Annotated in this window: 24 protein-coding genes; 12 read left to right on the top strand and 12 right to left on the bottom strand. The window is 43.5% G+C overall.

All coding sequences use genetic code 11. From position 1 onward, the window contains the following. Positions 1–11 precede the first annotated feature (11 nt). From floA to VK179_18355, 4 genes are all read right to left on the bottom strand, one after another. A complete protein-coding gene (floA, locus tag VK179_18370; protein HLO60722.1) occupies positions 12–989 on the bottom strand; it encodes a flotillin-like protein FloA in 978 nt (325 codons plus the stop codon). 5 nt (positions 990–994) lie between these two features. After that, a complete protein-coding gene (locus tag VK179_18365) occupies positions 995–1,462 on the bottom strand; it encodes an NfeD family protein (protein HLO60721.1) in 468 nt (155 codons plus the stop codon). Between the two features lie 16 nt (positions 1,463–1,478). Beyond that, the gene (locus VK179_18360) at positions 1,479–1,763 is read right to left on the bottom strand and encodes an ATP-dependent Clp protease adaptor ClpS (GenBank protein HLO60720.1); all 285 of its coding nucleotides are present in this window, start codon (positions 1,761–1,763) and stop codon (positions 1,479–1,481) included. A 102-nt stretch (positions 1,764–1,865) separates the two neighbouring features. Beyond that, on the bottom strand, positions 1,866–3,713 hold the full coding sequence (locus VK179_18355; protein HLO60719.1) for a hypothetical protein: 1,848 nt from the start codon (positions 3,711–3,713) through the stop codon (positions 1,866–1,868). 130 nt (positions 3,714–3,843) lie between these two features. On the opposite strand from VK179_18355, the gene VK179_18350 reads away from it, so the two are divergent. Further along, positions 3,844–4,578, top strand: a complete 735-nt coding sequence (locus tag VK179_18350) for an FKBP-type peptidyl-prolyl cis-trans isomerase (protein HLO60718.1) — start codon at positions 3,844–3,846, stop codon at positions 4,576–4,578. Between the two features lie 244 nt (positions 4,579–4,822). On the opposite strand, the gene VK179_18345 is transcribed toward VK179_18350, so the two are convergent. Together VK179_18345 and VK179_18340 are read right to left on the bottom strand one after the other, a co-directional pair. After that, on the bottom strand, positions 4,823–5,221 hold the full coding sequence (locus VK179_18345; GenBank protein ID HLO60717.1) for a hypothetical protein: 399 nt from the start codon (positions 5,219–5,221) through the stop codon (positions 4,823–4,825). A gap of 21 nt (positions 5,222–5,242) precedes the next feature. Further along, on the bottom strand, positions 5,243–5,800 hold the full coding sequence (locus VK179_18340; protein ID HLO60716.1) for an RNA polymerase sigma factor: 558 nt from the start codon (positions 5,798–5,800) through the stop codon (positions 5,243–5,245). A gap of 346 nt (positions 5,801–6,146) precedes the next feature. Between VK179_18340 and VK179_18335 the strand changes: the two genes are divergently transcribed. After that, the gene (locus VK179_18335; GenBank protein HLO60715.1) at positions 6,147–6,491 is read left to right on the top strand and encodes a DUF6249 domain-containing protein; all 345 of its coding nucleotides are present in this window, start codon (positions 6,147–6,149) and stop codon (positions 6,489–6,491) included. Positions 6,492–6,608: 117 nt separating this feature from the next. Beyond that, positions 6,609–7,886 carry a mechanosensitive ion channel domain-containing protein gene (locus VK179_18330; protein ID HLO60714.1) on the top strand — a complete coding sequence of 426 codons (1,278 nt, stop codon included), beginning with the start codon at positions 6,609–6,611 and terminating at the stop codon, positions 7,884–7,886. Positions 7,887–7,968: 82 nt separating this feature from the next. Here the strand turns inward: VK179_18330 and VK179_18325 are convergent, their stop codons facing one another. The 3 genes from VK179_18325 to typA all read right to left on the bottom strand — a co-directional run bounded on the left by VK179_18325 (position 7,969) and on the right by typA (position 11,872). Then, the gene (locus VK179_18325; protein ID HLO60713.1) at positions 7,969–8,313 is read right to left on the bottom strand and encodes a P-II family nitrogen regulator; all 345 of its coding nucleotides are present in this window, start codon (positions 8,311–8,313) and stop codon (positions 7,969–7,971) included. A gap of 29 nt (positions 8,314–8,342) precedes the next feature. Further along, a complete protein-coding gene (locus VK179_18320) occupies positions 8,343–9,677 on the bottom strand; it encodes an ammonium transporter (GenBank protein ID HLO60712.1) in 1,335 nt (444 codons plus the stop codon). A 383-nt stretch (positions 9,678–10,060) separates the two neighbouring features. Continuing rightward, positions 10,061–11,872, bottom strand: a complete 1,812-nt coding sequence (typA, locus tag VK179_18315) for a translational GTPase TypA (GenBank protein ID HLO60711.1) — start codon at positions 11,870–11,872, stop codon at positions 10,061–10,063. A 90-nt stretch (positions 11,873–11,962) separates the two neighbouring features. On the opposite strand from typA, the gene VK179_18310 reads away from it, so the two are divergent. Further along, positions 11,963–12,493, top strand: a complete 531-nt coding sequence (locus VK179_18310) for a lipocalin family protein (GenBank protein HLO60710.1) — start codon at positions 11,963–11,965, stop codon at positions 12,491–12,493. 80 nt (positions 12,494–12,573) lie between these two features. Next, the gene (locus VK179_18305; protein HLO60709.1) at positions 12,574–13,983 is read left to right on the top strand and encodes an MATE family efflux transporter; all 1,410 of its coding nucleotides are present in this window, start codon (positions 12,574–12,576) and stop codon (positions 13,981–13,983) included. 255 nt (positions 13,984–14,238) lie between these two features. On the opposite strand, the gene VK179_18300 is transcribed toward VK179_18305, so the two are convergent. Next, a complete protein-coding gene (locus VK179_18300) occupies positions 14,239–15,666 on the bottom strand; it encodes an amino acid permease (GenBank protein HLO60708.1) in 1,428 nt (475 codons plus the stop codon). 125 nt (positions 15,667–15,791) lie between these two features. Between VK179_18300 and VK179_18295 the strand changes: the two genes are divergently transcribed. The 5 genes from VK179_18295 (at position 15,792) to VK179_18275 (ending at position 21,787) form a co-directional block, all read left to right on the top strand. Further along, entirely contained in the window at positions 15,792–16,763 is a 972-nt protein-coding gene (locus VK179_18295) for a class II fructose-bisphosphate aldolase (GenBank protein HLO60707.1), read from the top strand. Positions 16,764–17,005: 242 nt separating this feature from the next. Then, positions 17,006–20,284, top strand: coding sequence for a hypothetical protein (locus VK179_18290; GenBank protein ID HLO60706.1), 3,279 nt, complete (start codon positions 17,006–17,008; stop codon positions 20,282–20,284). Positions 20,285–20,296: 12 nt separating this feature from the next. Beyond that, positions 20,297–20,674: a sulfite exporter TauE/SafE family protein gene (locus VK179_18285; GenBank protein HLO60705.1), complete on the top strand. Its 378-nt coding sequence runs from the start codon at positions 20,297–20,299 to the stop codon at positions 20,672–20,674. A 125-nt stretch (positions 20,675–20,799) separates the two neighbouring features. Further along, positions 20,800–20,967 (top strand): 4Fe-4S binding protein, encoded by a 168-nt coding sequence (locus VK179_18280; GenBank protein HLO60704.1) that lies wholly within the window; start codon positions 20,800–20,802, stop codon positions 20,965–20,967. 73 nt (positions 20,968–21,040) lie between these two features. Further along, complete coding sequence (locus VK179_18275; GenBank protein ID HLO60703.1) at positions 21,041–21,787, top strand: acyl-ACP thioesterase domain-containing protein; 747 nt, start codon at positions 21,041–21,043, stop codon at positions 21,785–21,787. A gap of 125 nt (positions 21,788–21,912) precedes the next feature. On the opposite strand, the gene recA is transcribed toward VK179_18275, so the two are convergent. Next, positions 21,913–22,923 carry a recombinase RecA gene (gene recA, locus VK179_18270; protein HLO60702.1) on the bottom strand — a complete coding sequence of 337 codons (1,011 nt, stop codon included), beginning with the start codon at positions 22,921–22,923 and terminating at the stop codon, positions 21,913–21,915. Between the two features lie 11 nt (positions 22,924–22,934). Continuing rightward, positions 22,935–23,402, bottom strand: a complete 468-nt coding sequence (gene bcp, locus VK179_18265) for a thioredoxin-dependent thiol peroxidase (protein HLO60701.1) — start codon at positions 23,400–23,402, stop codon at positions 22,935–22,937. A gap of 161 nt (positions 23,403–23,563) precedes the next feature. Between bcp and VK179_18260 the strand changes: the two genes are divergently transcribed. Both VK179_18260 and VK179_18255 read left to right on the top strand, forming a co-directional pair. Further along, complete coding sequence (locus VK179_18260) at positions 23,564–24,241, top strand: fibrobacter succinogenes major paralogous domain-containing protein (GenBank protein ID HLO60700.1); 678 nt, start codon at positions 23,564–23,566, stop codon at positions 24,239–24,241. Positions 24,242–24,251: 10 nt separating this feature from the next. After that, a complete protein-coding gene (locus VK179_18255) occupies positions 24,252–24,890 on the top strand; it encodes a fibrobacter succinogenes major paralogous domain-containing protein (protein HLO60699.1) in 639 nt (212 codons plus the stop codon). Positions 24,891–24,933 lie beyond the last annotated feature (43 nt).

Below are 24,933 nucleotides of genomic sequence, written 5' to 3'. Positions count from 1 at the left end.
CTCCTTACTCCTTACTTCTTCTGCGGTCCTTCCGATTTCGCAATGGAATCCCTCATCTGCGTATCGGCGTCGATATTTTTCAGTTTGTAGTAATCCATAATTCCGAGATTACCTGAGCGGAAAGCTTCTGCCATGGCAAGCGGAATCTGCACTTCGGCTTCGATAACCTTTGCACGGGCTTCCTGTGCCTTAGCCTTCATTTCCTGTTCAATGGCGACTGCCATAGCTCTTTTTTCCTCTGCCTTTGCCTGTGCAATGTTCTTGTCGGCATTGGCCTGGTCCATTTGCAGTACGGCGCCAATGTTTTTTCCAATGTCGATATCGGCTATATCGATTGAAAGGATTTCAAAGGCTGTACCTGCATCAAGTCCTTTATTCAAAACCACTTTTGAAATATTGTCAGGGTTTTCAAGAACTTCCTTATGTGAAACGGCCGAACCGATCGAGGATACAATTCCTTCGCCCACCCTGGCCAGTACGGTTTCTTCACCGGCACCTCCCACGAGTTGCCTGATATTTGCCCTTACAGTTACCCTGGCCTTGCAGATCAGCTGGATGCCGTCTTTTGCAACAGCTGTTACCGGCGGTGTATTGATCACTTTAGGATTAACCGACATCTGTACGGCTTCGAATACATTACGGCCAGCGAGGTCAATAGCTGTGCCTGCCTTAAAGTCGAGAGGAATATTAGCTTTATCGGCTGAAATCAGGGCATTCACTACCTGCTTCACATTTCCCCCCGCAAGGTAATGGGCTTCAAGTTCATCGGCATTAAGATTCAAACCGGCCTTTGTTGCGCTCACAAGGTTATTCAGAATGATGGATGGGGGAACTTTCCTGATCCTCATTCCCACCAGCTGCCAGATCGGAACATAAACGCGCGCAAATACGGCACTGAACCAAAGTCCCAGAGGAACAAAATAAAAGAACAGCCAGATCAGTAAAAGTACGCCTGCAGCAACTACAAGATAAATGCCTGTTTCGCCCATGGATTTTAATTTTTAGGTTTAACAATAATTTGAGTATTCAACACTTTGATTACTTCCACTTCGGTATTTTCATTTATGAAACCGCCCGTGGATTTGGCTTCGCAGATTACATCATTAATCTGAGCCTTGCCGACAGGAGCCAGCCTGGTGATAGTCCTGCCAAAATCGCCTTCCTGTATGCTTCCGGCTTTGAATGGCTCGTGCCTGCTGTTAATATTGGCTTTCAATCCCATATTCCTCCATGTCTTTCTTTTGAAAATGTAATACATGGTTCCGAAAGACAAAAGTACAGTGCCCGCCAGGGTAATATTGCCGGTCACCACATTATGAAAGTAATAGGAAGAACCGATTCCGAGCAGTATGAAAACAAATCCGGCTGCGCCAAAAACCGTGAAGCCGGGTATTATCAGAAATTCTACAAGGAGCAGGAAAATCCCCAGGATGATGATAATGGCAATGGCGAATAATGACATGTATGTTGTGTAAAATTCAGTCGATAGTGGCGTTAAGTTCCCTTTGAATCAATCCTTCGCGAAACGGCTGAAGCATTTCATAATCGCCTTTCTTAACGTCACATTTGCCTTTGTAATGGACCAGATAGGTGCATTGTTCAGCCTGGGTTGCTTCCATATTGCATACCTCTATAAGCGAATTGATCACGTAATCAAACGTATGGACATCATCGTTGTGCAGGATAAGAAAGCGGCCTTCAGATTTTCCAACATCCACCGACTCATCAAATTCCGGTCTGCTTTTATATTTTTCCGCGTTCATAAAAAGGTGCCTTTCCCTGTAATTACAACCTCAAAATTACATAATTTATGCTTGCTGTGTATAAATCAATAAAAAATAGAATATAACTGTTTCAGGTTGAATTTAAAGTTTATATCCGGAAAATTCGATCTCTCTTGCCTTCTCGGTCGTTATTAGTTTTCCTTCATAGAAAGCCACTATAAAGGCATCCCGGAATCCTTGTGATCTCAATGTTTCAAGTGCTTTTGTGACCCCGTTGAGGGAGTAAAAAAATCCGGCATAGTATTTTATTATTGAACTGCCCGGTATTTGTTCAAATGTAACCGGCTGAACTCCGCCGAATGCATTATTGGGTTTTGCCTTGCTGAACGCACCCAGTTGGATACGGTAGACAAGCCCTGATCCGGGGATCTTTGCCGGAGGAATCGGATTTTTATCTGAATAGGGAGATACATTTTCTATTGAAAAGACATCAGTTCTAATATTCGCTGCAGGAAGCGGCTGTTCTATAGCCACCGGTTGTTCAACAGCTGCAGGCTGTTCTGCCTGCTGTTCGGGTTCTTTCTCCGGGCTTTGATCTGAAATGCCTTTCAGATTCCTGGCTTCAGCGAATTTCAGATCGGCTTCCCTCTGGGTGGTTTTGGCCATCCTGTCGTTGCGGAGAATATCCTTAACCAGTTGCTTTTTCAATGAATCATCAGGGGTTTCTTTTGCCAGGATCCTGAGATCACGTGTAATCCGTGCACACGAATCCGCTTTAACCTGCAGCAAAAGGGCTTCAGCCAGCACTTTATTGTAATCATTCTTGGTAATCCTTGGTGCGTCGGCGACTGCAAAAGTATCAGCCACTACTTCGGCAACAGGCTTTGATATTTCAGAAGGCTCAAGAATTGAAGCTTTACGGATATCCTCAATGGATGCTAACCGGGCCGCAGGTCCTTCTTCATCCGTTTTAACCCGGTAAATTTTCAGAAATCCGGGCTTTGAATCACGGTTGGAAATGAACGAAGCCGTATGACTGAACTCATCCACCAGGTAGATATAGTCATCAAACGGTGAATTTATCGGGAAGCCCGCGTTTTCAGGCTTTGACCAGGTCTTTGTATTCCAGTCATAAACCGATTTGAAAATATCATAACCACCCATACTTGAATGGCCTTTTGAACAAAAATACAGGGTTGAAGTTTTTGTATCGAAATAGGGAAATTCCTCATCATAAGGCGTGTTGATTACATCACCTACTAATTCAGGAAATCCCCATGTTTCATGGTTTACATTCCGTACCCTGAAAATTTGCAGGTTATTCTTTTTGTAGCGGTCATAGCCTGAAACATAGATATAATCATTCACTTCGGTGTATGATGGCAAAAACATCCATGACCGGTAGCCGTTTCTGAGGTCGGTTTTGGTACAGAATTCAACAGGTTTACGTATCAGTTTTCCGGAGCCGTTGATCATGGTTATTTTCTGTGCCTGTGCCGGTGAAATTTCCTCGGTATTTTGAACAGTAAGAGTGCGGCTGGTTTTTGTAAACTCTATACCATTGCGGGCCATCTCAATCTGCCTTTCAACATCATAGCGCTTAATATCGGTTTTTCCGGCTTTAAGCATGAATTTGGAGTAAGCTTTAATGGCATCTTCAAATGCATACGAAAGATGGTACGCCCGTCCGAGATAGAAAAGAGAAAGGGAGTTGTATTCAGCAACTGTAGAAGGTTTCAGAAAAAGAATCGCTTCTTCAAGGCCTGAGTTGAGGTTTACAAGGCAAACTCCGGTACCGTAAAGGTATTCGGGTTCCTTTGGATAACGGTTGAGCAGTTTACGATACACAGGCAATGCCTCTTTGTATTCTTTAGCCGCAAAGTGTTTACGGGCCTGTTCCTTCATTGAAACAGGTATGCTGTCCTGAGCCTGTATTATGCCGTTACAAAAGAGTAAAATCCAGATAATCGCTGCCCCAATATTCTTCATGTATTCGCTTTCATAAGAGTCCGGAAAATTACAAATAACGCAAGGAACAAAACAAAAGATTTTTAACAATTTACTCACAGTGTATTTTATTTAATATATCTTCGCAGCTTAAAATTTAAAATTTATTACAATGAAAAAGGTCTTCGGTATCGTTGCTATATCGGTTTTCAGCTTGCTTATAATTTCATCGTGCGGCAAAACAAATTACAGCTCTGCAAAAATTAAAACAAAGAACGATTCAGTCAGCTATTTTCTTGGATTAACCTATGGTTCAGGAATAAAACAGGCAAAAATCGATAGTCTTTTCAATTACGATGCCTTTATGAAGGGAGTTAATGAAGCCGTTGATAAAGATTCTCTGCCGGTTTCACAAATGGAAATACAGTCATTTTTAAATAAATTCTTCAGCGATCTCCAGGCTGAACAGGTGAAAAAAGAATACCAGGGAAACCTTGACGCCAATAAGGCATTTCTTGAGGCCAATTCAAAGAAGGACAGTGTTGTTACGCTTCCCAGCGGTTTACAGTATATTGTTCTGAAGGAAGGCAAGGGCAAGAAGCCTACAATGAATGACAAAATTAAGGTACATTATACCGGCAAACTGATTGACGGTACTATTTTCGACAGTTCATACAATCGTAAGGAACCTGCTGAATTTATTGTGGGACAGGTTATCCCGGGCTGGGTTGAAGCATTACAGCTTATGTCGGAAGGTGCCAAGTGGAGAATTTTCATTCCTGAAGGCCTTGCATACGGTGCTCAGCCTCCACGCGGTTCAAACATCAAGCCCTTTTCAACGCTGATTTTCGACGTTGAGCTTCTCGAGGTTATGCCTGCTCCGGATAACGCACAGATGGGCAAGTAATTAGGTATTAAGGTATTTAGTAATAAGGTAATAAGGTATTCGGTAACAAGGTAATCGGTAATCGGTAATCGGTAATCGTAAATCGTAAATTGTAAATAAAAAAGGGTGTTCAATGAGCACCCTTTTTTATTATTTACGATTGATCGATTTACGATTTACGATTATGGCCTGACAGAGTCCGGCAGGACCTGTCAGAGTCTTAGTTATTTACGATTTACGATTACGATTAAGAATTACAATTTTTTTAAATGGTCGATCTTTTGCTGTTATTGGAGAACCAGAAATCGATCAGTAACAGCATCCCCATGCAGATCATGGCAAGAGTGATGATGAGCAGAGCATTTGAATTTATTTCAAAAGACAAATGGATATTGCTGATATATGATCCGGCTTTTTCAAGCATGTTGGAGAAAGTGGTCGGCTGTTCGGGATTCCGTGCAAAAAACTGCCAGCAAAGTACTGTCAGAAGTATAAAAGAAGAGATAACCAATGACCAGGCCCTGCGGCTTAGAAGGGGTTTATATTCCGTTACAACTTTCTTTTCTGCGATGGCTTGCATAACCCGGGCGGAAAATCCGTCGGAAGGCTTGAGCACGCCTTCTTTTCGCATTAGTCCCAGAATTTCATCATCTGTGCTGAACATGTGTACTATAATTTATCAGGGTTAAAAATAAATCTTTTCAGTCATTTTACTCACCAGCTCCTGCAGTTTCTTTCGCGACCGGAAGAGCCTTACTTTAATATTCGACTTCGACATGCCTGTTATTTGCTGTATTTCTTCAACCGAAGACTCATTCACATAGAACAGTGTAATAAGCACCCTGTCTTCTTCGGGTAAGCGTTGCATAGCCTTTTCAAGTATCATGCCTCTTTCGGCCATAGCATCGAAGTCATATTTGGGTGCATCGGTCAGGTCGGATAACGGCAACTCATCAATATTCTGAAATATCTGTTTTTTCAGACGTTTCTTTGATACAGCCGTATTGTATACGATCCTGTATAGCCAGGTTGAAAATCCTGAATCCTTCCTGAAACTGCTCAGTCCGCGGAATGCCTTAATAAATGAGTCCTGTGCAGCTTCTTCGGCGTCCTCGCGGTTATTCAGAATGCGGAATGCTATTGTGAATGCCAGGTCTTTATACCTGTTAACCAGCACCTCGTATTCCCTTGTATTTCCGGCAAGGATGCGATTGATTACCTGTGTGTCTTCCAAATAAATCATTTGTAGTATTGACGCTCAAAGGTACCGTTTGGTTACAAAGGTACTTCAAATATTTCGGTATTTTCCGCCGGATTATCGGTGAATTGCGGAATTGGAAAGGGGAGTAGCCCCGGCCTTCAGGCCGGGGACATCAGATAAAAAATGCACCCGTCTTTAGCGTCATTATACCGGATAAAGCTCAAGCCCTTGACATGGTGGGTAGTGTAACCCTTACCCCGGCCTGAAGGCCAGGGCTAGTTAAATGACGGTCTCTTTTAAATTTTTTTCAAATATTTGTAACCACCTCAACCATGCAGGCGTCAAAAGTTCAGACAAATAAAATCACTCACACTTAAAATTTAAAGCTATGAACGAAGGATTTACAGCAGTGATGTTTTTCCTGACATTTTTCGGATCCATTTTTGGAGTTGCATATTTCTATTTCACTACCCGGAACCGTGAAAGGTTGGCCCTCATCGAGAAAAATGCCGATGCTTCTATTTTTAAAATAGAACCGGTTAACGTATTTAAGAAATTTTCAATCAAGCTCGGTATGTTATTTATGGGCGGCGGCATTGGCGTGTTGGTAGGAAATATTCTTACCGTTTCAACAAGGCTTGAGGAGCCGGTTGCCTATATGTCAATGATTTTCCTTTTTGCCGGTGCCGGTTTGGTTTCCTCCTATTTTGTGGCCAGGAAAGTAAAAGACTAAAAATACGGGTTATCTGACATCACAGTTAAATCCGGTCGTTTCCGCGACCGGATTTATTTTTTTGCATAGGCTTCGGCTGGTACAGGATATATTATATTTGCGGCAAAATTTAAACATATGAATCTTTCGGTAAACACCCGTCTCAGGTTTCTTTTCGATTTACAGGAACTCCTCCAGGGTTGGGGATTTTCACAATCCCAGGCTAACGCGATCAATATAGTTTTTGGTATCCTGAATATTCTTATTCTTGCCTGGTTGGCTGATATTGTTACAAAACGCATCATTATTGTGGTGATATCGCGTATGGTAGCCAAAACCAAGACGGTATGGGATGATATTCTCCTTGAAAAAAACGTATTAAACAAGCTTGCCCACCTGGCTCCTGCACTGGTTCTATGGTTCAGCGTAGGCCATGTTTTATTCCAGTATAAGGTCATTATGGGTTTAACCCAGAAAGCGCTCAGCATTTACATGATTGTTATTACCATTATGGCCATAAACGCCTTCCTTAAAGGGGTGAATGAAATATATCGCACTCTGCCGGCTGCCCAGGGAAAATCAATAAAAGGCTTTACACAGATTGTACAGATTGTGGCTTACTTTATTGCAGCCATTTCAATCATATCGATTCTTACCAACACCCCGTCGCATAAGCTGATTACCGGTCTGGGTGCCGCAGCGGCAGTACTCATGCTGGTTTTTAAGGATACAATACTTGGCTTTGTTGCCAGCGTTCAGCTGTCAGCCAATGATATGCTCAGGATAGGTGACTGGATTACCATGCAGAAATATGGCGCCGATGGGAATGTAATTGAGGTTACACTGAACACGGTCAAAGTAAGGAATTTCGACAAAACCATAACAACTATACCCACTTACACCATGGTATCGGATTCGTTTATCAACTGGAGGGGAACAGAGGAAGAATCAGCACGAAGGTTCAAAAAATACCTGAATATTGACATGAAAACTGTTACTTTCTGCACTCCGGGATTGCTGGCCAGGGTAGGAGGCATTAAAACACTGGGTGAATTTCTTGAACACCAGGATAAAAAGAAAAAACAGGAAAATGTTTCCCTGTTGCATGAAAGTGAACTTACCAATATCACTCTTTTCAGGAAATACATCGTGGGAATATTACGGAACCATCCGCAACTGAACCATAAACTGCCTATGCTGGTGCGACAGCTGCAACCGACCGAATTAGGAATTCCCCTTGAAATCATTGCTTTTGTTAAAGGCACTGAAGCTCTTGTTTATGAGGAAGTGCAATCGGATTTGTTTGATCATTTGCTGGCTATTCTGCCTGAATTTGAACTGGAAGTATTTCAGAATCCTTCAACCAATGTAAGAACCCTTGAAAAAATAAGACCGGTAAGTGAAATGAGAAACTAAAAAGAAAACGGGCGGGTTTTAAATGCCCGCCCGGTCCTCAAATTAAACTTACCCCTTAAAACTAGAACTACTACAGAAACTTTTATATTGCTTTACCTCCCCTTTCACCTGTCCGGATCCTTATACATTCTTCAAGCGGAGTGATAAAAATCTTACCGTCTCCCACTTCTCCTTCATGGTTCGATCGTGCTGCTTTTATAATGGTGTCGACAGTAATATCGACAAAACTATCATTTACGGCTATATCGATTCTTGTTTTCGGGATCAGATTAGGGATAACTTTTGAACCTCTGTATATCTCCTCCTTAAGCTGCTGACCGTGACCGGAAACCCTGCTTACCGTAATTCGTGTAATTTCTGCTTCAATAAGGGCCTCTCGTACCTGGTCGAGCTTGTTTTCCCGTATAATTGCTGTTATCAGTTTCATGACTGTATATTTTTATTTACTGTTAAATATTAGCGGGGATTCAACATGCCATAACCCTGCTCACCATGATAGGAGTAATCGAGTCCCTGCATTTCAGCTTCGGTTGAAGCACGGAAGCCGACCAGTTTATTCACGAGAATGATAAGCACATAGGTACATATGGCTGCATATGCCACGGCAATTCCAACGGCTGCTGCCTGAACACCGAGCTGCTGCCAAACCGACCATGAACCGCCTGCCGCTGTTGCTGCATCTTTCATCCAACTGTTGCGAATAAAGAACACAAGTAAAAGAGAACCTACAATACCACCTATTCCGTGAATTCCAAAGGCATCAAGGCTATCGTCGTAACCAAGCCTGTTTTTAAGAAGAATGGTTCCGTAACATACACCGGCGGCGGCAACTCCGAGTGCCATGGCTCCGGCCGGCTGAACCACGCCTGCTGCAGGCGTAACAGCTACAAGTCCTGCCAGTATACCTGATGCAAACCCAAGAGCGGTTGATTTTCCCTGGTGGAGTGCTTCAATAACGATCCATGCCATTGCACCGGATGCAGCAGCGACCTGGGTGGCTGTCAAAGCCTGTGCCGTTAAAAGTCCGCTTCCCACGCTGCTTCCAGCGTTGAATCCAAACCAGCCTACCCACAACAATCCTGCTCCGAGCATTGTAATCACCAGGTTGCTGGGTGCAAAAGCCGTTTTGGGATGGCCTCTCCTGGATCCCAGGTATAAAGCTGCTACAAGACCGCTGACGCCTGATGCAATATGAACAACGGTACCTCCGGCGAAGTCTATGGCTCCCTTGGCACCCATGTTGAATAGGAAACCATCGCTGGCCCATACCCAGTGACATAAAGGATTATATACAAGCAATCCCCACAGGGCGATAAAAACAACATAACCTTTAAAGGAAACACGTTCTGCAAATGCGCCTGCTATAAGAGCAGGAGTGATAATGGCAAATTTACCCTGGAACATAGTGAACACATATTCGGGAATTCCGGCCGATGTAATGGTTTCATCAATACCCTTGAGCATGAAATAGTCCTTGTTCCATCCAAACCATCCGCCCAGCACATTAGATCCGAAACTCATGGAATAACCCACCAATACCCATAGAATAGCCATAATTCCCATGGCAACAAAGCTGTGCATCATGGTTCCCAGTACATTCTTGGTTCTCACCAAACCGCCGTAAAAAAGGGCTAGTCCGGGAACCATTAACAGAACTAATGCTGTTGAAGTAAGCATCCATGCTGTGACTCCTGTATCAATAGGTACAGCGTCCGCAGCAAAAATAGAGCCGGTGGCGAAAAACAGCAAAACGCCGGCACTAATCATACATCGTTTAAATAATCCTTTCATAGTAGCAGATGGTTAAATATTTTTCCTGGGACAAATGTATGAAAAAAATGGGATATGCAAATAAAAAAGGATAAAAAAATAAAGAATACCCCTAAAAAATATGGGTAGAAGATATAAAAATAAGTAAAATATGGATTATTGGGTAATAAAAAGGGGGTTGAAGTAAAAGATACTGGATGCTGGATACTGGATACTGGATGCTGGATGCTGGATGCAAAAAGCACGTCATTGCGAGGAGCATGGCAAATCTTTGATTATTGCAGAATTAAATGTCGACGAAGCAATCTGCCCGCACAGGAAAGACGTTGCAAAGCGTGATCCCGGGGTTATCATTGATCAGGATCGCTCCTCGCAAAGACGTCCGGGCAGGCGCCCCTAAACCTCTATACCCCTAAAACCGCTTTCCCTGCTCTTTTGCGGTCATGTTCGCTGAGGAGGATTTTACGGAGACGAATGGATTGAGGAGTGATTTCAACATATTCGTCTTCCTGTATGTATTCGAGAGCTTCTTCAAGACTAAAGCGCACGGGAGGTATAAGCTTAACCTTTTCGTCGCTTCCTGAAGCCCTCATATTGGTAAGTTTCTTCGATTTCGTTACATTCACTGTCAGATCGCCGCCCCGGCAATGTTCTCCGACTACCTGGCCGGCATACACATTTTCCTGTGAATCCACAAAGAATACTCCGCGATCTCTTAATTTATCGATGGCATACGCGTAAGCAATACCGGTTTCCATGGCTATCAGCGAACCATTGATACGCCTTTCAATATCGCCCTTGAGCGGTTCAAAATCCTTGAACCGGTGCGACATTACTGCCTCACCTGCTGTGGCTGTGAGTAAATTACTCCTGAGGCCGATAATTCCCCTCGAAGGAATGTCAAATTCGAGATGCACCCTGTCGCCCCTTCTTTCCATTGTCAGCATCTGGCCCCTGCGGGATGATACCATTTCAATAGCCTTGCCTGCATATTCCTCGGGCAAATCGATATACAGCACCTCAACCGGCTCACACGGCTCGCCGGCAATGCTTTTAATAATAACTTTCGGCTGGCCTACCTGTAATTCATATCCTTCACGTCGCATGGTTTCTATCAGGATCGACAGGTGCAGCACACCTCTTCCGTAAACAATGAATGAATCGGCTGATCCCGATGGCTCTATTCGTAGTGCCAGATTTTTTTCAAGTTCTTTTTCCAGCCTGTCCTTTAAATGCCTTGATGTGACATATTTTCCTTCTTTCCCGTAAAACGGCGAATCATTGATTGTGAAAAGCATACTCATTGTAGGCTCATCCACACTGATAGATTCAAGGGCTTCCGGGTTTTCAACTTCCGTTATGGTATCACCGATGTTGAAACCTTCAATTCCCACCAGAGCACAGATATCACCGCATTCAACTTTCGGAACATTCTTGTAAGTAAGCCCTTCATAAACCGACAATTCTTTGATCCTTGTGCGGATCACACTGCCGTCCCTCTTTACAAGCGAAACGTTCATGTTCTCGTTGAGCTCGCCCCTGTGTAAACGGCCGATGGCTATCCTACCAAGGTAATTTGAGTAGTCGAGGTTCGAAATCAGCATCTGGGGACTTCCCTTAATTTTCTTCGGTGCCGGAATATGCTGCAGAATGGCATCCAGCAGGGCCGTAATATCGGAAGTGGGGTTTTTCCAGTCGGCCGACATCCATCCCTGTTTGGCAGAACCGTAAATGGTCGGAAAGTTTAACTGGTCTTCATTGGCGTTCAGGTTGAACATCAGCTCAAACACCTGTTCCTGCACTTCTTCGGGCCGGCAATTGGGTTTGTCTACTTTATTGATCACCACGATCGGCTTTAGACCCAGGATGAGCGCTTTCTGTAAAACAAAACGGGTTTGAGGCATGGTGCCTTCAAAAGCATCCACAAGCAGCAGCACCCCGTCGGCCATATTCAGAACACGTTCCACCTCACCACCGAAATCGGAGTGACCGGGTGTGTCAATAATATTGATCTTTACGTCATTATATATAACGGATACATTCTTGGCTAAAATCGTAATCCCTCGTTCGCGCTCCAGTTCATTACTGTCCATCACCAGTTCTCCCGGGTTCTCATATTCCTTAAAAAACCGGGTTTGAACCAGGATCTTGTCTACAAGCGTTGTCTTTCCATGATCAACGTGCGCAATTATAGCCACATTTCGGATATCTCTCATTCAGAAGTAAAATTGGGCTGCAAAGGTAAAAAAAAAGTCGAAGGTATTTAATAAATTAGACCCTGAATTCCATCCCGCCAAAACCTGAAAATGGATAGCCGATTCATTCTGGCATGTATTTTCATGTGGTCAGCTGCTGAAGCCAATAGCCAGGCGCTTTTCACTTCAGACAGTGTTGATATGGAAAAATATTCGGGTAAGTGGTACGAAATTGCCACTGTAAGTAACGGGAATTCAAAAGACTGTCATTGTACAACTGCTGATTACGAGTATTTAAATGGTCGTTTGGAAATGATTGACCGTTGCATCGTTTTCAAAAACGGAAAATCGAAAATGATTGAATCCGGAAGCAGGGGATACCCGGTTGACGGTTCACGCAATTTACAACTGAAGATAAGCCCATTCTCATCTTCTTATTATATTATAATGGTCGACAAGGACTATACCTGGGCCGTTGTGAGCAAGCAGAAGCAGGGTAAGATCAGAATCCTCTACAGGGATGCCTATATGCCGTCGACTCTCTACAAAGAGATTCTGAAGGAGCTTAAAACAAAAGGTTATTCGGTTGAATCCATTCAAAAGACTTCCCAGAATTGTGATTTAGTGGGCGAGCGTTTTTGAAAACCGCATAAACTCTTTATTTTTGCACAAATTTGTTGCATCAATCACCCAAAGTTGCTGCGATTACGTTACTAAAACCCATGACATTCAAAAATTTCTTTACCGACAAAACAAAGGGCGGGACGGCCGAATTACTGGCCATCGCCTTTCCCATGATTATCTCTACAGCCTGTGACGGGGTAATGACTTTCACCGACAGGCTTTTCCTTTCAAAGCTGGGTCCCGAGCAAATGAACGCCGCCATGGGAGGAGGAATTGCCATGCAACTCATGACCTTCTTTTTTATTGGCCTTACCGGTTACACCACGGCGCTTGTTGCACAGTATTACGGGGCGGGACAGAAAAAAATGGGTCCGGTTGCCGCCACCCAGGCCTTCATTATTGCCCTGCTGGCTTACCCGATTATTCTGCTGGCTAAGCCATTGATGTATCATTTTTTTGCATTTTCAAAGCTGCCGGCTGCCCAACTTGGCTTCCAGGTTCAGTATTTTAACATTGTTATTTTCGGATCCATCGCCGGAATTCTAAGAAACTGCCTCAGTTGCTACTTCTCGGGAATCGGTCGCACAAAAATCGTTATGGTTGCCAATCTCACTGCTATGGTTGTTAATGTGGTGCTGGATTACTTAATGATTTTCGGGAAAGGCGGTTTCCCGCAGATGGGAGTCAGCGGTGCTGCGCTGGCCACAGTGATCGGAGGATTCTGCGGAGTTTTCGTACTTGCTGTCGTTTATCTTGGCAGGAAGAATAACAGGGAATTCGGCATATCCGGTTCATTCCGTTTTAACTGGGGTGTGATGCGGAAATTATTACATTTCGGCTACCCTGCCGGGCTTGAGTTCTTCATGAATTTCCTCGCATTTACAGCCCTGATCTTTGTTTTTGATTCCGAGGGCAATGTGGTGGCAACGGCAAGTACCATAATGTTCAATTGGGACCTAGTGTCTTTTATTCCTCTGCTAGGAATCGAAATTGGCGTTACGAGCCTTGTCGGCCGTTATATGGGTGCCGGAGATCCTGACACTGCCCACCGTGCAGCCATGTCGGGTATAAAAACCGGCATATTCTATTCGGTTGTCATTCTTGCGCTGTTCCTTACAATCCCGAATGCCCTTGTTCTTGTTTTCAGGCCTGAAGTTCCGGTTGACGTATTTAACCAGGCTGTTCCGATTGCGGCATCAATGATCCGGTTGGCTTCATTATATGTGCTTGCAGAAGCCATCATGGTTGCCATTGTGGGTGCGTTAAGGGGTGCCGGGGACACCCATTTCACTATGCTGATCTCGGTATGTGCTCACTGGACCATGTTGCCGGTTGTTTTCCTCATCCTGAAAGTCTTCAACGGTTCTGCAGTGGCAGGTTGGCTTGGGCTGATCATCTTCTTCCTCGTTTTCTGCGTGTTCCTTATATTAAGGTATCACAGCGGTAAGTGGAAAAATATCCGTGTTGTGGAGCAACCGGTGGATGAACCGCTGATGAGCAGCCTGTAGTAGTTTAGAAGTTTAGGAGTTTAGGAGTTTAGGAGTTTCGTCATTGCGAGAAGCTTGATTTTATATTGATTATAGAAGTATGTATTGCGACGAAGCAATCTGCCGGCACAGGAAGAACTTAGCCAATAGTACTGCGTAAAATAGAATTCAGTTAAATTCATCTCTTGGCTATGCCCTGCCTGTTCGCGCAGATTGCTTCGTCGACAAACGCTCCTGCTATAATCAATGATTTGTCTTGCTCCTCGCAATGACGCGCTATCTTCTCCTCCGCCACACAAAATACACCGGTACACCAATCAGTACAATGGCCAATCCACGCAAGGTGAAAACAGGTTTTGTATACCCGACAACCGCCATGATAAACAGGACGAGAATAATGTAAATAACAGGCAAAACCGGGTACCCGGGTGCTTTGTATGCTCTTTCCCTGTCAGGGTATCTCTTTCGGAAAATGAATACGGTAAGAATGGTGAGTATATAAAATATAAGGACTGTAAATACCACATAATCGAGCAAATCACTGTATGTTCCCGAGAGGCAGAGAAGGGAAGTCCATATAGCCTGTATCACCAGCGCCCTGGCCGGTACACCTTTCGAATTCAGGTGGCCCGCTCCTTTGAAAAAGAGTCCGTCAACCGCCATGGCATAATACACACGGGCACTTGCCAGGATGATCCCGTTGTTGCATCCGAAAGTCGAGATCATCACCAGGATCGCCATCACAATAGCCGCATTTTCACCCAATATGCCTTCCATTGCGGCTGTGGCTACACGGTCCTCGGTTGCGAACTGGATTCCCCTGTTCAGCGCATCGGCTCCGTGGATGTCCCCTCTCAAAGGAAGCGCCTGCAGGTAAGCAATGTTGACGAGAAAATAAATCAGGCTTACTGTAATGGTGCCATAAACAAGACTCAGCGGCAGGTTGCGGCGGGGATTGACCACTTCATCCGAGGCAAATGTAATATTGTTCCACGCATCGGAAGAAAACAGGGAACCTACCATGGCCGTTGTTATAGCTATAATCAGACTGATCCCAGTCAGAAGATTGCCTTCGTATGTCATGCCTGTCCAGAATATCCTGCCGTTGAGCTCCACTGCCTGGTTGCTGCGTGCCACAAATAAGCCCAGGAGAATAAAGATCAGCAGGATACCGACCTTTGTGGAGGTAAACATATTCTGAATTATTTTTCCGAATTGAATTCCCCGTGTATTTATGAATGTAAGGAGAATGATCGAACCAATAGCCACAATATGAACCGTTGAAAAACTCAGCGAATGCCATGAAAACCAGATATGCTTTTCGGCAACCCAGGGGAAAAGAACCCCGGTGAATTTTGCGAATCCCATGGCCACTGCGGCAATGGTTCCACCCTGTATTACCAGAAATGCTGCCCATCCGTACAGAAATCCCGTAAGCGGATTGTAGGCATCTTTAAGGAAAACATACTGCCCTCCCGCATGAGGCATAAGCGATGATAGTTCACCATAAGTCATTGCTGCAATTATTGTAAGAACTCCGGTAACCAGCCACACAAGCAAAAGCCAGCCAGGGGCTCCCACGTTCCGGGCAATGTCGGCACTCACAATATAAATGCCTGATCCTATCATAGATCCCGTAACAATTGCTGTTGAATCAAACAGCTTTAACCTTTTCTGGAACGTACCTGTATTAGTGCCTTTCATATATATTCTCAGATTTCTTATAAAAATAAAGAATCGTCCTTCAATAGCCCAAAATTTCCCAAAATATTTTGCAGCTAAGTCGAAATGAACTAAATTGCGCAGCCAATAAATTAAAATAACACATTATGTTACACTATAAAGAATTAGGTTTAGTAAACTCAAAAGAACTGTTCGCGAAAGCCGTAAAAGGCGGTTATGCCATCCCGGCTTTTAACTTTAACAATCTTGAGCAGCTTCAGGCAATCATCAGTGCCTGTGTTGAAACCAAATCACCTGTTATTCTCCAGGTTTCAAAAGGTGCTCGGAAATATGCCAACCAGACACTTCTTCAGTACCTTGCAAAAGGCGCTGTAGAATACGCCAAAGAACTTGGCTATGCTATTCCTATTGTGCTCCACCTTGACCATGGTGATTCATTTGAAACCTGCAAGTCATGTATTGAATCCGGTTTCTCATCTGTTATGATCGACGGATCTCATTTCCCCTATGAAGAAAATGTAAGGCTTACCAAACAGGTTGTTGAGTTTGCCCATCAGCATAATGTTACTGTAGAAGGCGAATTAGGAGTGCTTGCAGGAATCGAAGATGAAGTTTCAGCAGAACATTCTTCCTATACCCGTCCCGAAGAAGTTGAAGATTTCGTTAAGAAAACCGGTGTTGATTCACTGGCCATTTCAATTGGTACTTCACATGGTGCTTTCAAATTCAAGGTAAAACCGGGTGAACTTCCTCCTCCTTTGCGTTTCGACATTCTCGAAGGTTGTGAACAACGCATCCCCGGATTCCCGATCGTGTTACACGGTGCATCCTCAGTTCCCCAGGATATCGTTGCCGAAATCAATAAATACGGCGGTAAAATGGAAAATACGGCAGGTATTTCAGAAGACCAGCTCCGCAGGGCTGCAAAATCGGCTGTTTGCAAAATTAACATCGACAGCGACGGTCGTTTAGCCATGACAGCTGCTATCCGTAAGGTTTTTGCAGAAAAACCGGGTGAATTCGACCCCCGTAACTACCTCGGCCCGGCTCGCGATAAACTGAAAGATCTTTACAAACACAAGATTCTGAATGTACTGGGTAGTAATGATAAAGCTTAAGGAATAAAGTGATCAAGACTCTGTCAGGTCTTGATTAAAGGACCAGACTCTGACAGGTCTTCGACTCTGACAGGTCTTACTAAATTATAAATCAGGAATGACTTATTCCTGATTTTTTTTTGCCCTTTTGCTTATTTCGTTGTTTTTTAATTCCTGATGTCCCTGTCATTTAATTTTTTCAGGAAATAGACTAATTTTATAACCTGGTTTGATCAGATAACTGGTTCAGCTATTTAACGGATATGGTAAGAAAGCATTTTTTGCTGTTATTTTTTGCGACTATTTCTGCCGCCTGTTTCTCCCAGTTTTACAACGGCCATCAGATGAGCTTTGGGAAGAACCGGGTTCAGTATAATGAGTTCGTTTGGTCGTTCTACCGGTATGAGAAATATGATGTGTATTTCAACGAAGACGGAAAGAACCTGGCCGATTACACTTCGGATTACGCCGCCCAGATTATCCCCAGGGTTGAAGCTTTCTTCGATTATACACTTGAAAAAAGAATTCTTTTTATTGTATACAATAAGCTCAGCGATTTCAGACAGAGCAATATCGGGCTGGTTACAGGCAAAGACGACTATAATATAGGCGGGACAACCAATGTAAACCGCAACAAGGTTTTTCTGTATTTCGAAGGCAATTATGACGACCTGGATATCCAGATAACCGCTGCCGTTACACGGATTGTTATTAATGAAATGATCAATGGCACGGACCTGATCGACAATGTGGCCAATGCCACACTATCCAATATTCCAGCCTGGTACAGTGAGGGTCTTGTGGCTTACCTTTCAAGGCAGTGGGACATTGAAACGGAGAACCGCGTAAAGGACGGGATTGTTAACGGCAAATGGGACAAATTTAACCGGCTTACAGGCAATGACGCCGTTTATGCCGGTCATTCATTCTGGAAGTATATTTCCGACACCTACGGTGAATCGGTTATACCAAGCATAATATACCTAACCAGTGTAAGCAAGTCAATCAAAACAGGCTTTTCCAATGTGCTGGGCTTAAAACTCAAGGAACTTACATTCGACTGGACAGGGTACTATATGAGCATGTTCACGGGCGACAAGGACCAACAGCCAGTTCCGGCCCAGGGCAAATTGCTGAAACGTACCAAAAAGGATGTGGTGTACGAACATGTGAGGATCAGTCCAACCGGAAACTATCTTACCTATGTTACAAATGACCGTGGCCTTTACAAAATTTGGCTCATGAACCTGAAGAATGGCAAAAGAAAACGCATATTCAGGCATGAATACCGCCTTGACCAGATTACCGATTACAGCTACCCGGTACTGGCATGGCATCCCTCGGCCCGCTATATCGCTTTTATAACGGAGGAAAAGGGCGGACTTAAATTGTATTACTATAATCTGGGCGAGAAAAAGCTTACGGTACGTAATTTCCTGTATTTCGACAAGGTGCTCGATTTTTCATTTAATCAGGAAGGGACTGCCTTCGTTTTTTCAGGAACACGGAACGGCAGGACCGATATTTACACGTATGACCTGGCTTCTTCCACTCACCGGCAGATATCAGATGATATTGCCGACGATTTGGAACCGCGTTACATTGATAATGACAGCAAGATCATCTTCAGCTCCAACCGTCTTTCCGACACACTGAGCGCCGCTATTGGCCGCAGTGAGCGCGCCCCGGTGATGGACCTTTTTATCTACGATCTGAAAAGCGGAGGTGATGTGCTCATGAGGGTCAGCAACAAGGATTTTTCAAATAAATCGTACCCTGCTGAGGTGAAGCATAACCGGTTTATCCAGCTTTCTGATAATTCGGGAATCATGAACCGCTATGTGTCCAAATTTGACAGTACGGTGAGTGCCGTTGACACCGCCGTTCATTATCGCTACTTTGCTGAAACAGCACCACTCACGCAGTATTCAAGAAATATTATTGAACAGGATTACATGCTGGCTTCAGGAAATGTGGCCGATATCATTTACAACAAGGGCCGGTACAACATTTATCATTACCCGTTGAATGATGAACAGCCTGTTACCGGAAACGTTGAGGTTACACAGTCGCATAAGAACAGGATCAAAATGCTTGAGGCAAAAGACAGTATCAGCAATATAAAGAAAGAAGTGATCCCTATAGCTGATCTTTCCGATAATACGATCATCACTGACGATGATACAATCAAGCTTGGAACCAATGTAATTGATGTGAACAAGTATGTTTTCGAGGTAGAAAAAATAAATGCCTACAACGAAAAACTGGCTGAAAAACAGATGGAGGTTGCCGTGGATACAACTTCCGAAAAGCGTCCCAAGATAAGACTTTACCGCCCTGTTTTTTACCAAAACAGTCTGGTTACACAGGTCGATTTCAATTTTCTGAATGCATCCTACCAGGCCTTTACTGGTGGTGCTTTTTACTTTAATCCCGGACTTAACGTGCTGATGAAAATCGGTGCCAATGATCTTTTCGAGGACTATAAACTTACAGGAGGAGTGAGGATGTCACCCGACCTGGATGCCAATGAATACCTTTTAAGTGTTGAAAACCTGAAGAAAAGGCTTGACAAACAACTGGTCTTCCACCGTGAAGCATTCCGGAATGCCGGAACCGGTGACAAAGGCGATTTCGAGATCAAAACCCATTCGCACCAGTTATCCTTAATATTAAGATATCCGCTTACACAGGTGAAGTCATTTGCCACCACCGTTTCATACAGGAATGACCGGACGGTATTCCTTTCAACCAATGACACGTATCTTGAAGAGCCTAATATTTACAAGCACTGGGTTGGATTAAAATTTGAGTTTATTCATGATGATACCCGTTCGCTCGGAATGAACCTTTATTCAGGCACACGCTATAAACTTTTCGCTGAAGTGCAGGAACAGGTATATAAAAACATGTATGAACTGGTTGTGCTGGGAGCGGATATCCGGAATTACACCCGGTTGCACCGTACCCTTATCTGGGCTAACCGCTTTGCATGGAGCACCTCTCAAGGCAATAGCCGTATTATTTATTACCTTGGAGGAGTTGACAACTGGATCAATCTTTCGGGTCGCACTCCTACGTTCAAGCCTTTCAGCGAAATCCCCATTGATAAAAAGCAGAATTACGCCTTTCAGGCTGTCGGAACCAACATGCGTGGATTTTCGCAGAATATAAGGAATGGTAACAGTTTTGCTGTTTTCAACAGTGAAATCCGTTTCCCTGTATTTAAATACCTGGCCAACTACCCGCTGAGCAAAAGCTTCTTTGAAAATTTCCAGATTGTAGGTTTCTTTGACGTAGGATCGGCATGGTCGGGTGCAACTCCCTGGTCGAGCCGGAATGCATACGATCACGATATTGTTGAGCAGGGACCGATTACAATCACAATCGATGCCAACAGGCCGCCGATTGTTGCAGGCTACGGTTTCGGAATCCACACCCAGTTGCTGGGATATTTTGTGAGATTCGACTGGGCATGGGGAATCGAAAACAGGACAATACTGCCTTATGTATTCTACTTTTCAACAAGTCTTGATTTCTAATCATCCGGAATTATGACTGCTTCTGAAATCATTACCCTGGTACTGATCGGACTAACGGCAGGGGTTATTTCAGGTTTGATGGGAGTGGGTGGCGCGATAATTATGATACCTGCCCTTGTATTCTTTTTGGGATTATCGCAACATGAAGCGCAGGGAACAAGCTTACTCGTATTACTGTTTCCCGTTGGCTTATTCGCCGTAATCAATTATTACCGGCAAGGTTATGTTAATTTCAAGCTTGGGATAATCATTATACTTGCTTTTTTTGCCGGAAGTTATTTTGGTTCGTTGTTGGCATTAAGGCTCCCTGAGCGACCGTTAAAGATTATGTTTGGTCTGCTAATTATTTTCCTGGGAGCCAGGATGATCTGGAAAACCATAAGGGCCTGACATTCAAGACAACATTCTTCAGAGACGTGATGAATCTACGCCGTTAAAAAACCTAACCGCTTTTTTATTGTCGATTTAAATTAAAGAATTAAATTTGGCCCCATAAACGAATAAATTATCTCTTTATGGCTTATGTAATTAGTAATGATTGCAGTGCATGTGGCACTTGCATTGCTGAATGCCCTTCGGAAGCAATAAGTGAAGGCGACATCTATAAAATTGATCCTGATAAATGCATCGATTGCGGTGCATGTGCTGATGTTTGCCCCACCGAGTCCATTCATCCTGCATAACATATACCTGTTTATATGTAATTCTACCCTTCAGGCAGCCACGGCTCCTGAAGGGTAGTGTTTTTTGGCACCCATGCAAACGAAAACCTACCTGCCGGTCTGGCGGGAAAAATTCACTGTCCGCTCTTATGATATCGGGCTGAATGCCCGGATGCGCATAAGCAGTATTTGCAGCTATTTCCAGGAAATTGCGAATAAACACGCCACCCACCTGGATGCAGGCTACCATTTTATGCATGAAACAGGAAGAGTGTGGGTACTTTCAAAGTTATTCATGACAATTCACAAAACTCCGGCATGGGGAACCGAATTTTTTGCCGAAACCTGGCCGCTCGGACTTGAAAGGATCTTCTTCCGCAGGGATTACAGGATGGATGATGGGGAAAATACACTTGTCACGGCAACTTCATGGTGGATTTTACTGGATTTGAATACAAGGCGGCCGACAGTGTTTCATCTGAATGAGGAGGTGTTAAACCAGAACCAGGGAAGGCATTCCATGGTAATGCCGGCTGACGGTTTTTCGGGTGTTGAATCCGAATCATTTAAGTTGAGACAGGCTGTTTTCAGCGATCTTGATCAGAACCGGCATGTGAACAATGCCCGGTATGCCGAGTGGATCTTTGATGTGCTGGATGAAGATGTGCTTGATCAGAAACCCCCTGTCTCTTTTGCTATTGAATATAAACATGAAGTAAAAGCCGGCGATAGCGTTGAATTGCGAACGCAACGCAACGATACCGATGGCATTATATATGATGTAGAAGGCAAACTCGCCGGTACCGGCCAGGTTTGTGTAAGGGCGAGGGTAGGGTTTTAGTTGCCCCCGTCATTGCGAGGAACATGAATCATAATTGATTATAGCAGGGTGCAATGTGACAAAGCAATCTGCCCGCACAGGTACTGCGCTGCAAAGAACCTCCTCGCAATGACGCGCCTTGATTGCTACTTCAATTTCTCAACAATCTTCTTTTCAATCTCTTCTGATAATTCCGGATTGTCGGCTATCAGCTGTTTTACCGCATCACGACCCTGGCCGAGCCTGGTTTCACCGTAGCTGAACCATGAACCGCTTTTCTTTACGATTTCAAGTTCGGTGGCAAGGTCAATAATTTCACCTGTGCGTGAAATGCCTTCACCATAAAGAATATCGAATTCGGCTTTGCGGAAAGGAGGAGCCAGCTTATTCTTTACAACTTTTACCTTGGTGCGGTTTCCGAATACTTCTTCACCTTCTTTTATCTGGTTTACCTTACGGATATCCAGGCGTACCGATGCATAAAATTTCAAAGCATTACCACCGGTCGTCGTTTCGGGATTGCCGAACATGACGCCGATTTTCTCACGCAGCTGGTTGATAAAAATACAGCAGGTATTGGTTTTGCTGATGGTTGCTGTAAGCTTTCTGAGAGCCTGTGACATAAGACGGGCCTGGAGACCGAGCTTCGAATCGCCCATTTCACCTTCGATTTCAGCTTTGGGAGTAAGTGCGGCAACGGAATCGATTACGATTATATCAATGGCACCCGAACGGATCAGGTGATCGGCTATTTCAAGAGCCTGTTCTCCGTTGTCGGGCTGTGATATCAGCAGGTTTTGAATGTCAACACCCAGTTTCAGGGCATAGGTGCTGTCGAACGCATGCTCCGCATCTATGAAAGCAGCAATTCCGCCTAACTTCTGTGCCTGCGCAATGGCATGAATCGCCAGTGTCGTTTTTCCGGATGATTCGGGACCGAATATTTCAACGACCCTGCCACGGGGATATCCGCCAACGCCAAGGGCCACATCAAGTGCCAGTGAACCGGAGGGTATTGAGCCAACGGTAACTACTGCCTGATCGCCCAATTTCATTATTGCACCCTTGCCAAAATCTTTTTCAATTTTACCGAGGGTTGTTTCGAGCGATTTAAGTTTTTCTTTCCTAACGTCGTCGATGGTTTGTTCTTTTGCCATAATGTGATTGATTATTTAATTGCCAATTCGTCAACTATTTGTTGAGTGTGATTATGTGTGTCTACTTTTTTAAAGATCTTAAGAATTTTACCGTTCTCATCAATGACGAAGGTTGACCGCAATACACCCATATATTTTTTACCATACATGTTCTTTTCACCCCAGGCGTTGTACATCTGGATGATTTTGGCTTCGGGATCAGCAATCAGGCTGAAGGGCAGATAAAATTTGCTCTTGAATTTGGCGTGCGATTTTTCATTGTCGGGACTTACACCGATAATGGCAAATCCTTTCTCTAAAAGGTATTCATAATTATCGCGCAGATTGCAGGCTTCAGCAGTACAACCGGGAGTATCATCTTTCGGATAAAAATAAAGGATTACTTTTTTGCCCTTAAAATCTTCAAGACCAATCCATTTTTCGTCCTGATCCCTGCCTCTGAATAATGGCGCTTTGTCGCCTTCCTTAAGTTGTTCCATAGGATTGTGGTTTGAGTAAAAATACAAATTCGCTTCCTTTCGGTATTGAAATTTGAAAAATTAATTTCAGATTTATTTCAACACTTAATACATGTCAAACCAAAGCTAGACAGATTGAAAATTTATGTATTTTTAAAATCACACAAAACTTAAAACCTTATATGAAAAAGCAAAAAACTTTTCAACACTTTTTTTTGGCATTCTCCGTAATTGTTTTTCTCATCACATGTAAAAAAGAAGATGATTCCAATGTAATTATAGATGGAGATGGCAATGTATACTCAAGTGTAAAAATCGGCAACCAGGAATGGTTAACAGAAAATCTTAAAACAACCCGGTACAATGACGGCACGCCTATTCCTGTTTTAAAGCAAAATGAAGATTGGTATAACGTAAATGGTCCAGCCTGCTGCTGGTATAACAATGATTCTGTTGGCAATGAAGTCTATGGTTTACTATATAATCTTTATGCAGTAAGCAGCCCGAAACTATGTCCTAAAGGCTGGCATATTCCTACAGAAAACGAATGGAAGGAGTTATTTACGTATTTAGGGGGTGAAAAAATTGCTTCCAACAAACTAAAGGAACCAGGCAATGCGCATTGGTTAAGTGTAAGCAGTGATGTTACAAACGAAACTGGATTTACAGCACTACCCGGCGGATATCGGGGATATGAAGGTAATTTTGGAAGTCTCAGATTTTTTGGATATTGGTGGGCTGCTCCGTTTGGAACATCCGACCACTCATCAACAGTTTGCATGAGTTATGACTGCGGAGAGATTTATTGGGGCGCTCATATCGGTGAGATAGGACTATCAGTACGATGTGTTAAAAATTAATTAATTACAAATGAAAACTATACTTATACTTCTGTCTTTTTTGTTTACATTTTTGTCGTGCAGTAAAGAAGACGATTCTTTGATTACAGATTATGATGGTAATGAATACCACACTGTTAAAATTGGATCACAAACCTGGATGGTTGAAAATCTCAGCGTAACTCATTATAATGACGGTACACCGATTGAAAATCTAAAAAATGTAAATGATTGGATAAATAATGATTCTACCGGAGGATATTGTTGGTATAACAATGATGAATCCACCAACAAAATCCCTTACGGAGCTTTGTATAATTACAAAGCAATTTCTGATGAAAGGTTTTGCCCAAAAGGCTGGCATGTTCCGAATGATTCGGAATGGCGAGAACTCATTGAATTTCTTGGTGGAGACAGCATTTCTGCTGCAAAATTAAAGGAAACAGGAACTTCACACTGGCGTTTTAATACTGGCACAAATGAAAGCGGATTTAAGGCATTACCAGGCGGTTACCGGTGGGTGGACTTTTATAATCTTACTTTTGCAGGATTCTTTTGGAGTAAGTCATCAACAGAATCGGTTACCAGCATGTGTATAATCACATCGGAAAGCACAATATACAAGTATACTTATGGTTATGGGTTATCAGTGAGATGTCTCAAGGATTAATTAATTTCAGATTTATTTCAACAAACAGGTAATTGTGCGCAAC

The sequence above is a fragment of the Bacteroidales bacterium genome (genome assembly GCA_035299085.1).
Taxonomy (GTDB): domain Bacteria; phylum Bacteroidota; class Bacteroidia; order Bacteroidales; family UBA10428; genus UBA5072.
The sequence above is the reverse complement of the archived record's forward strand: the minus strand, read 5'-3'. Positions and strand labels throughout refer to the sequence as shown.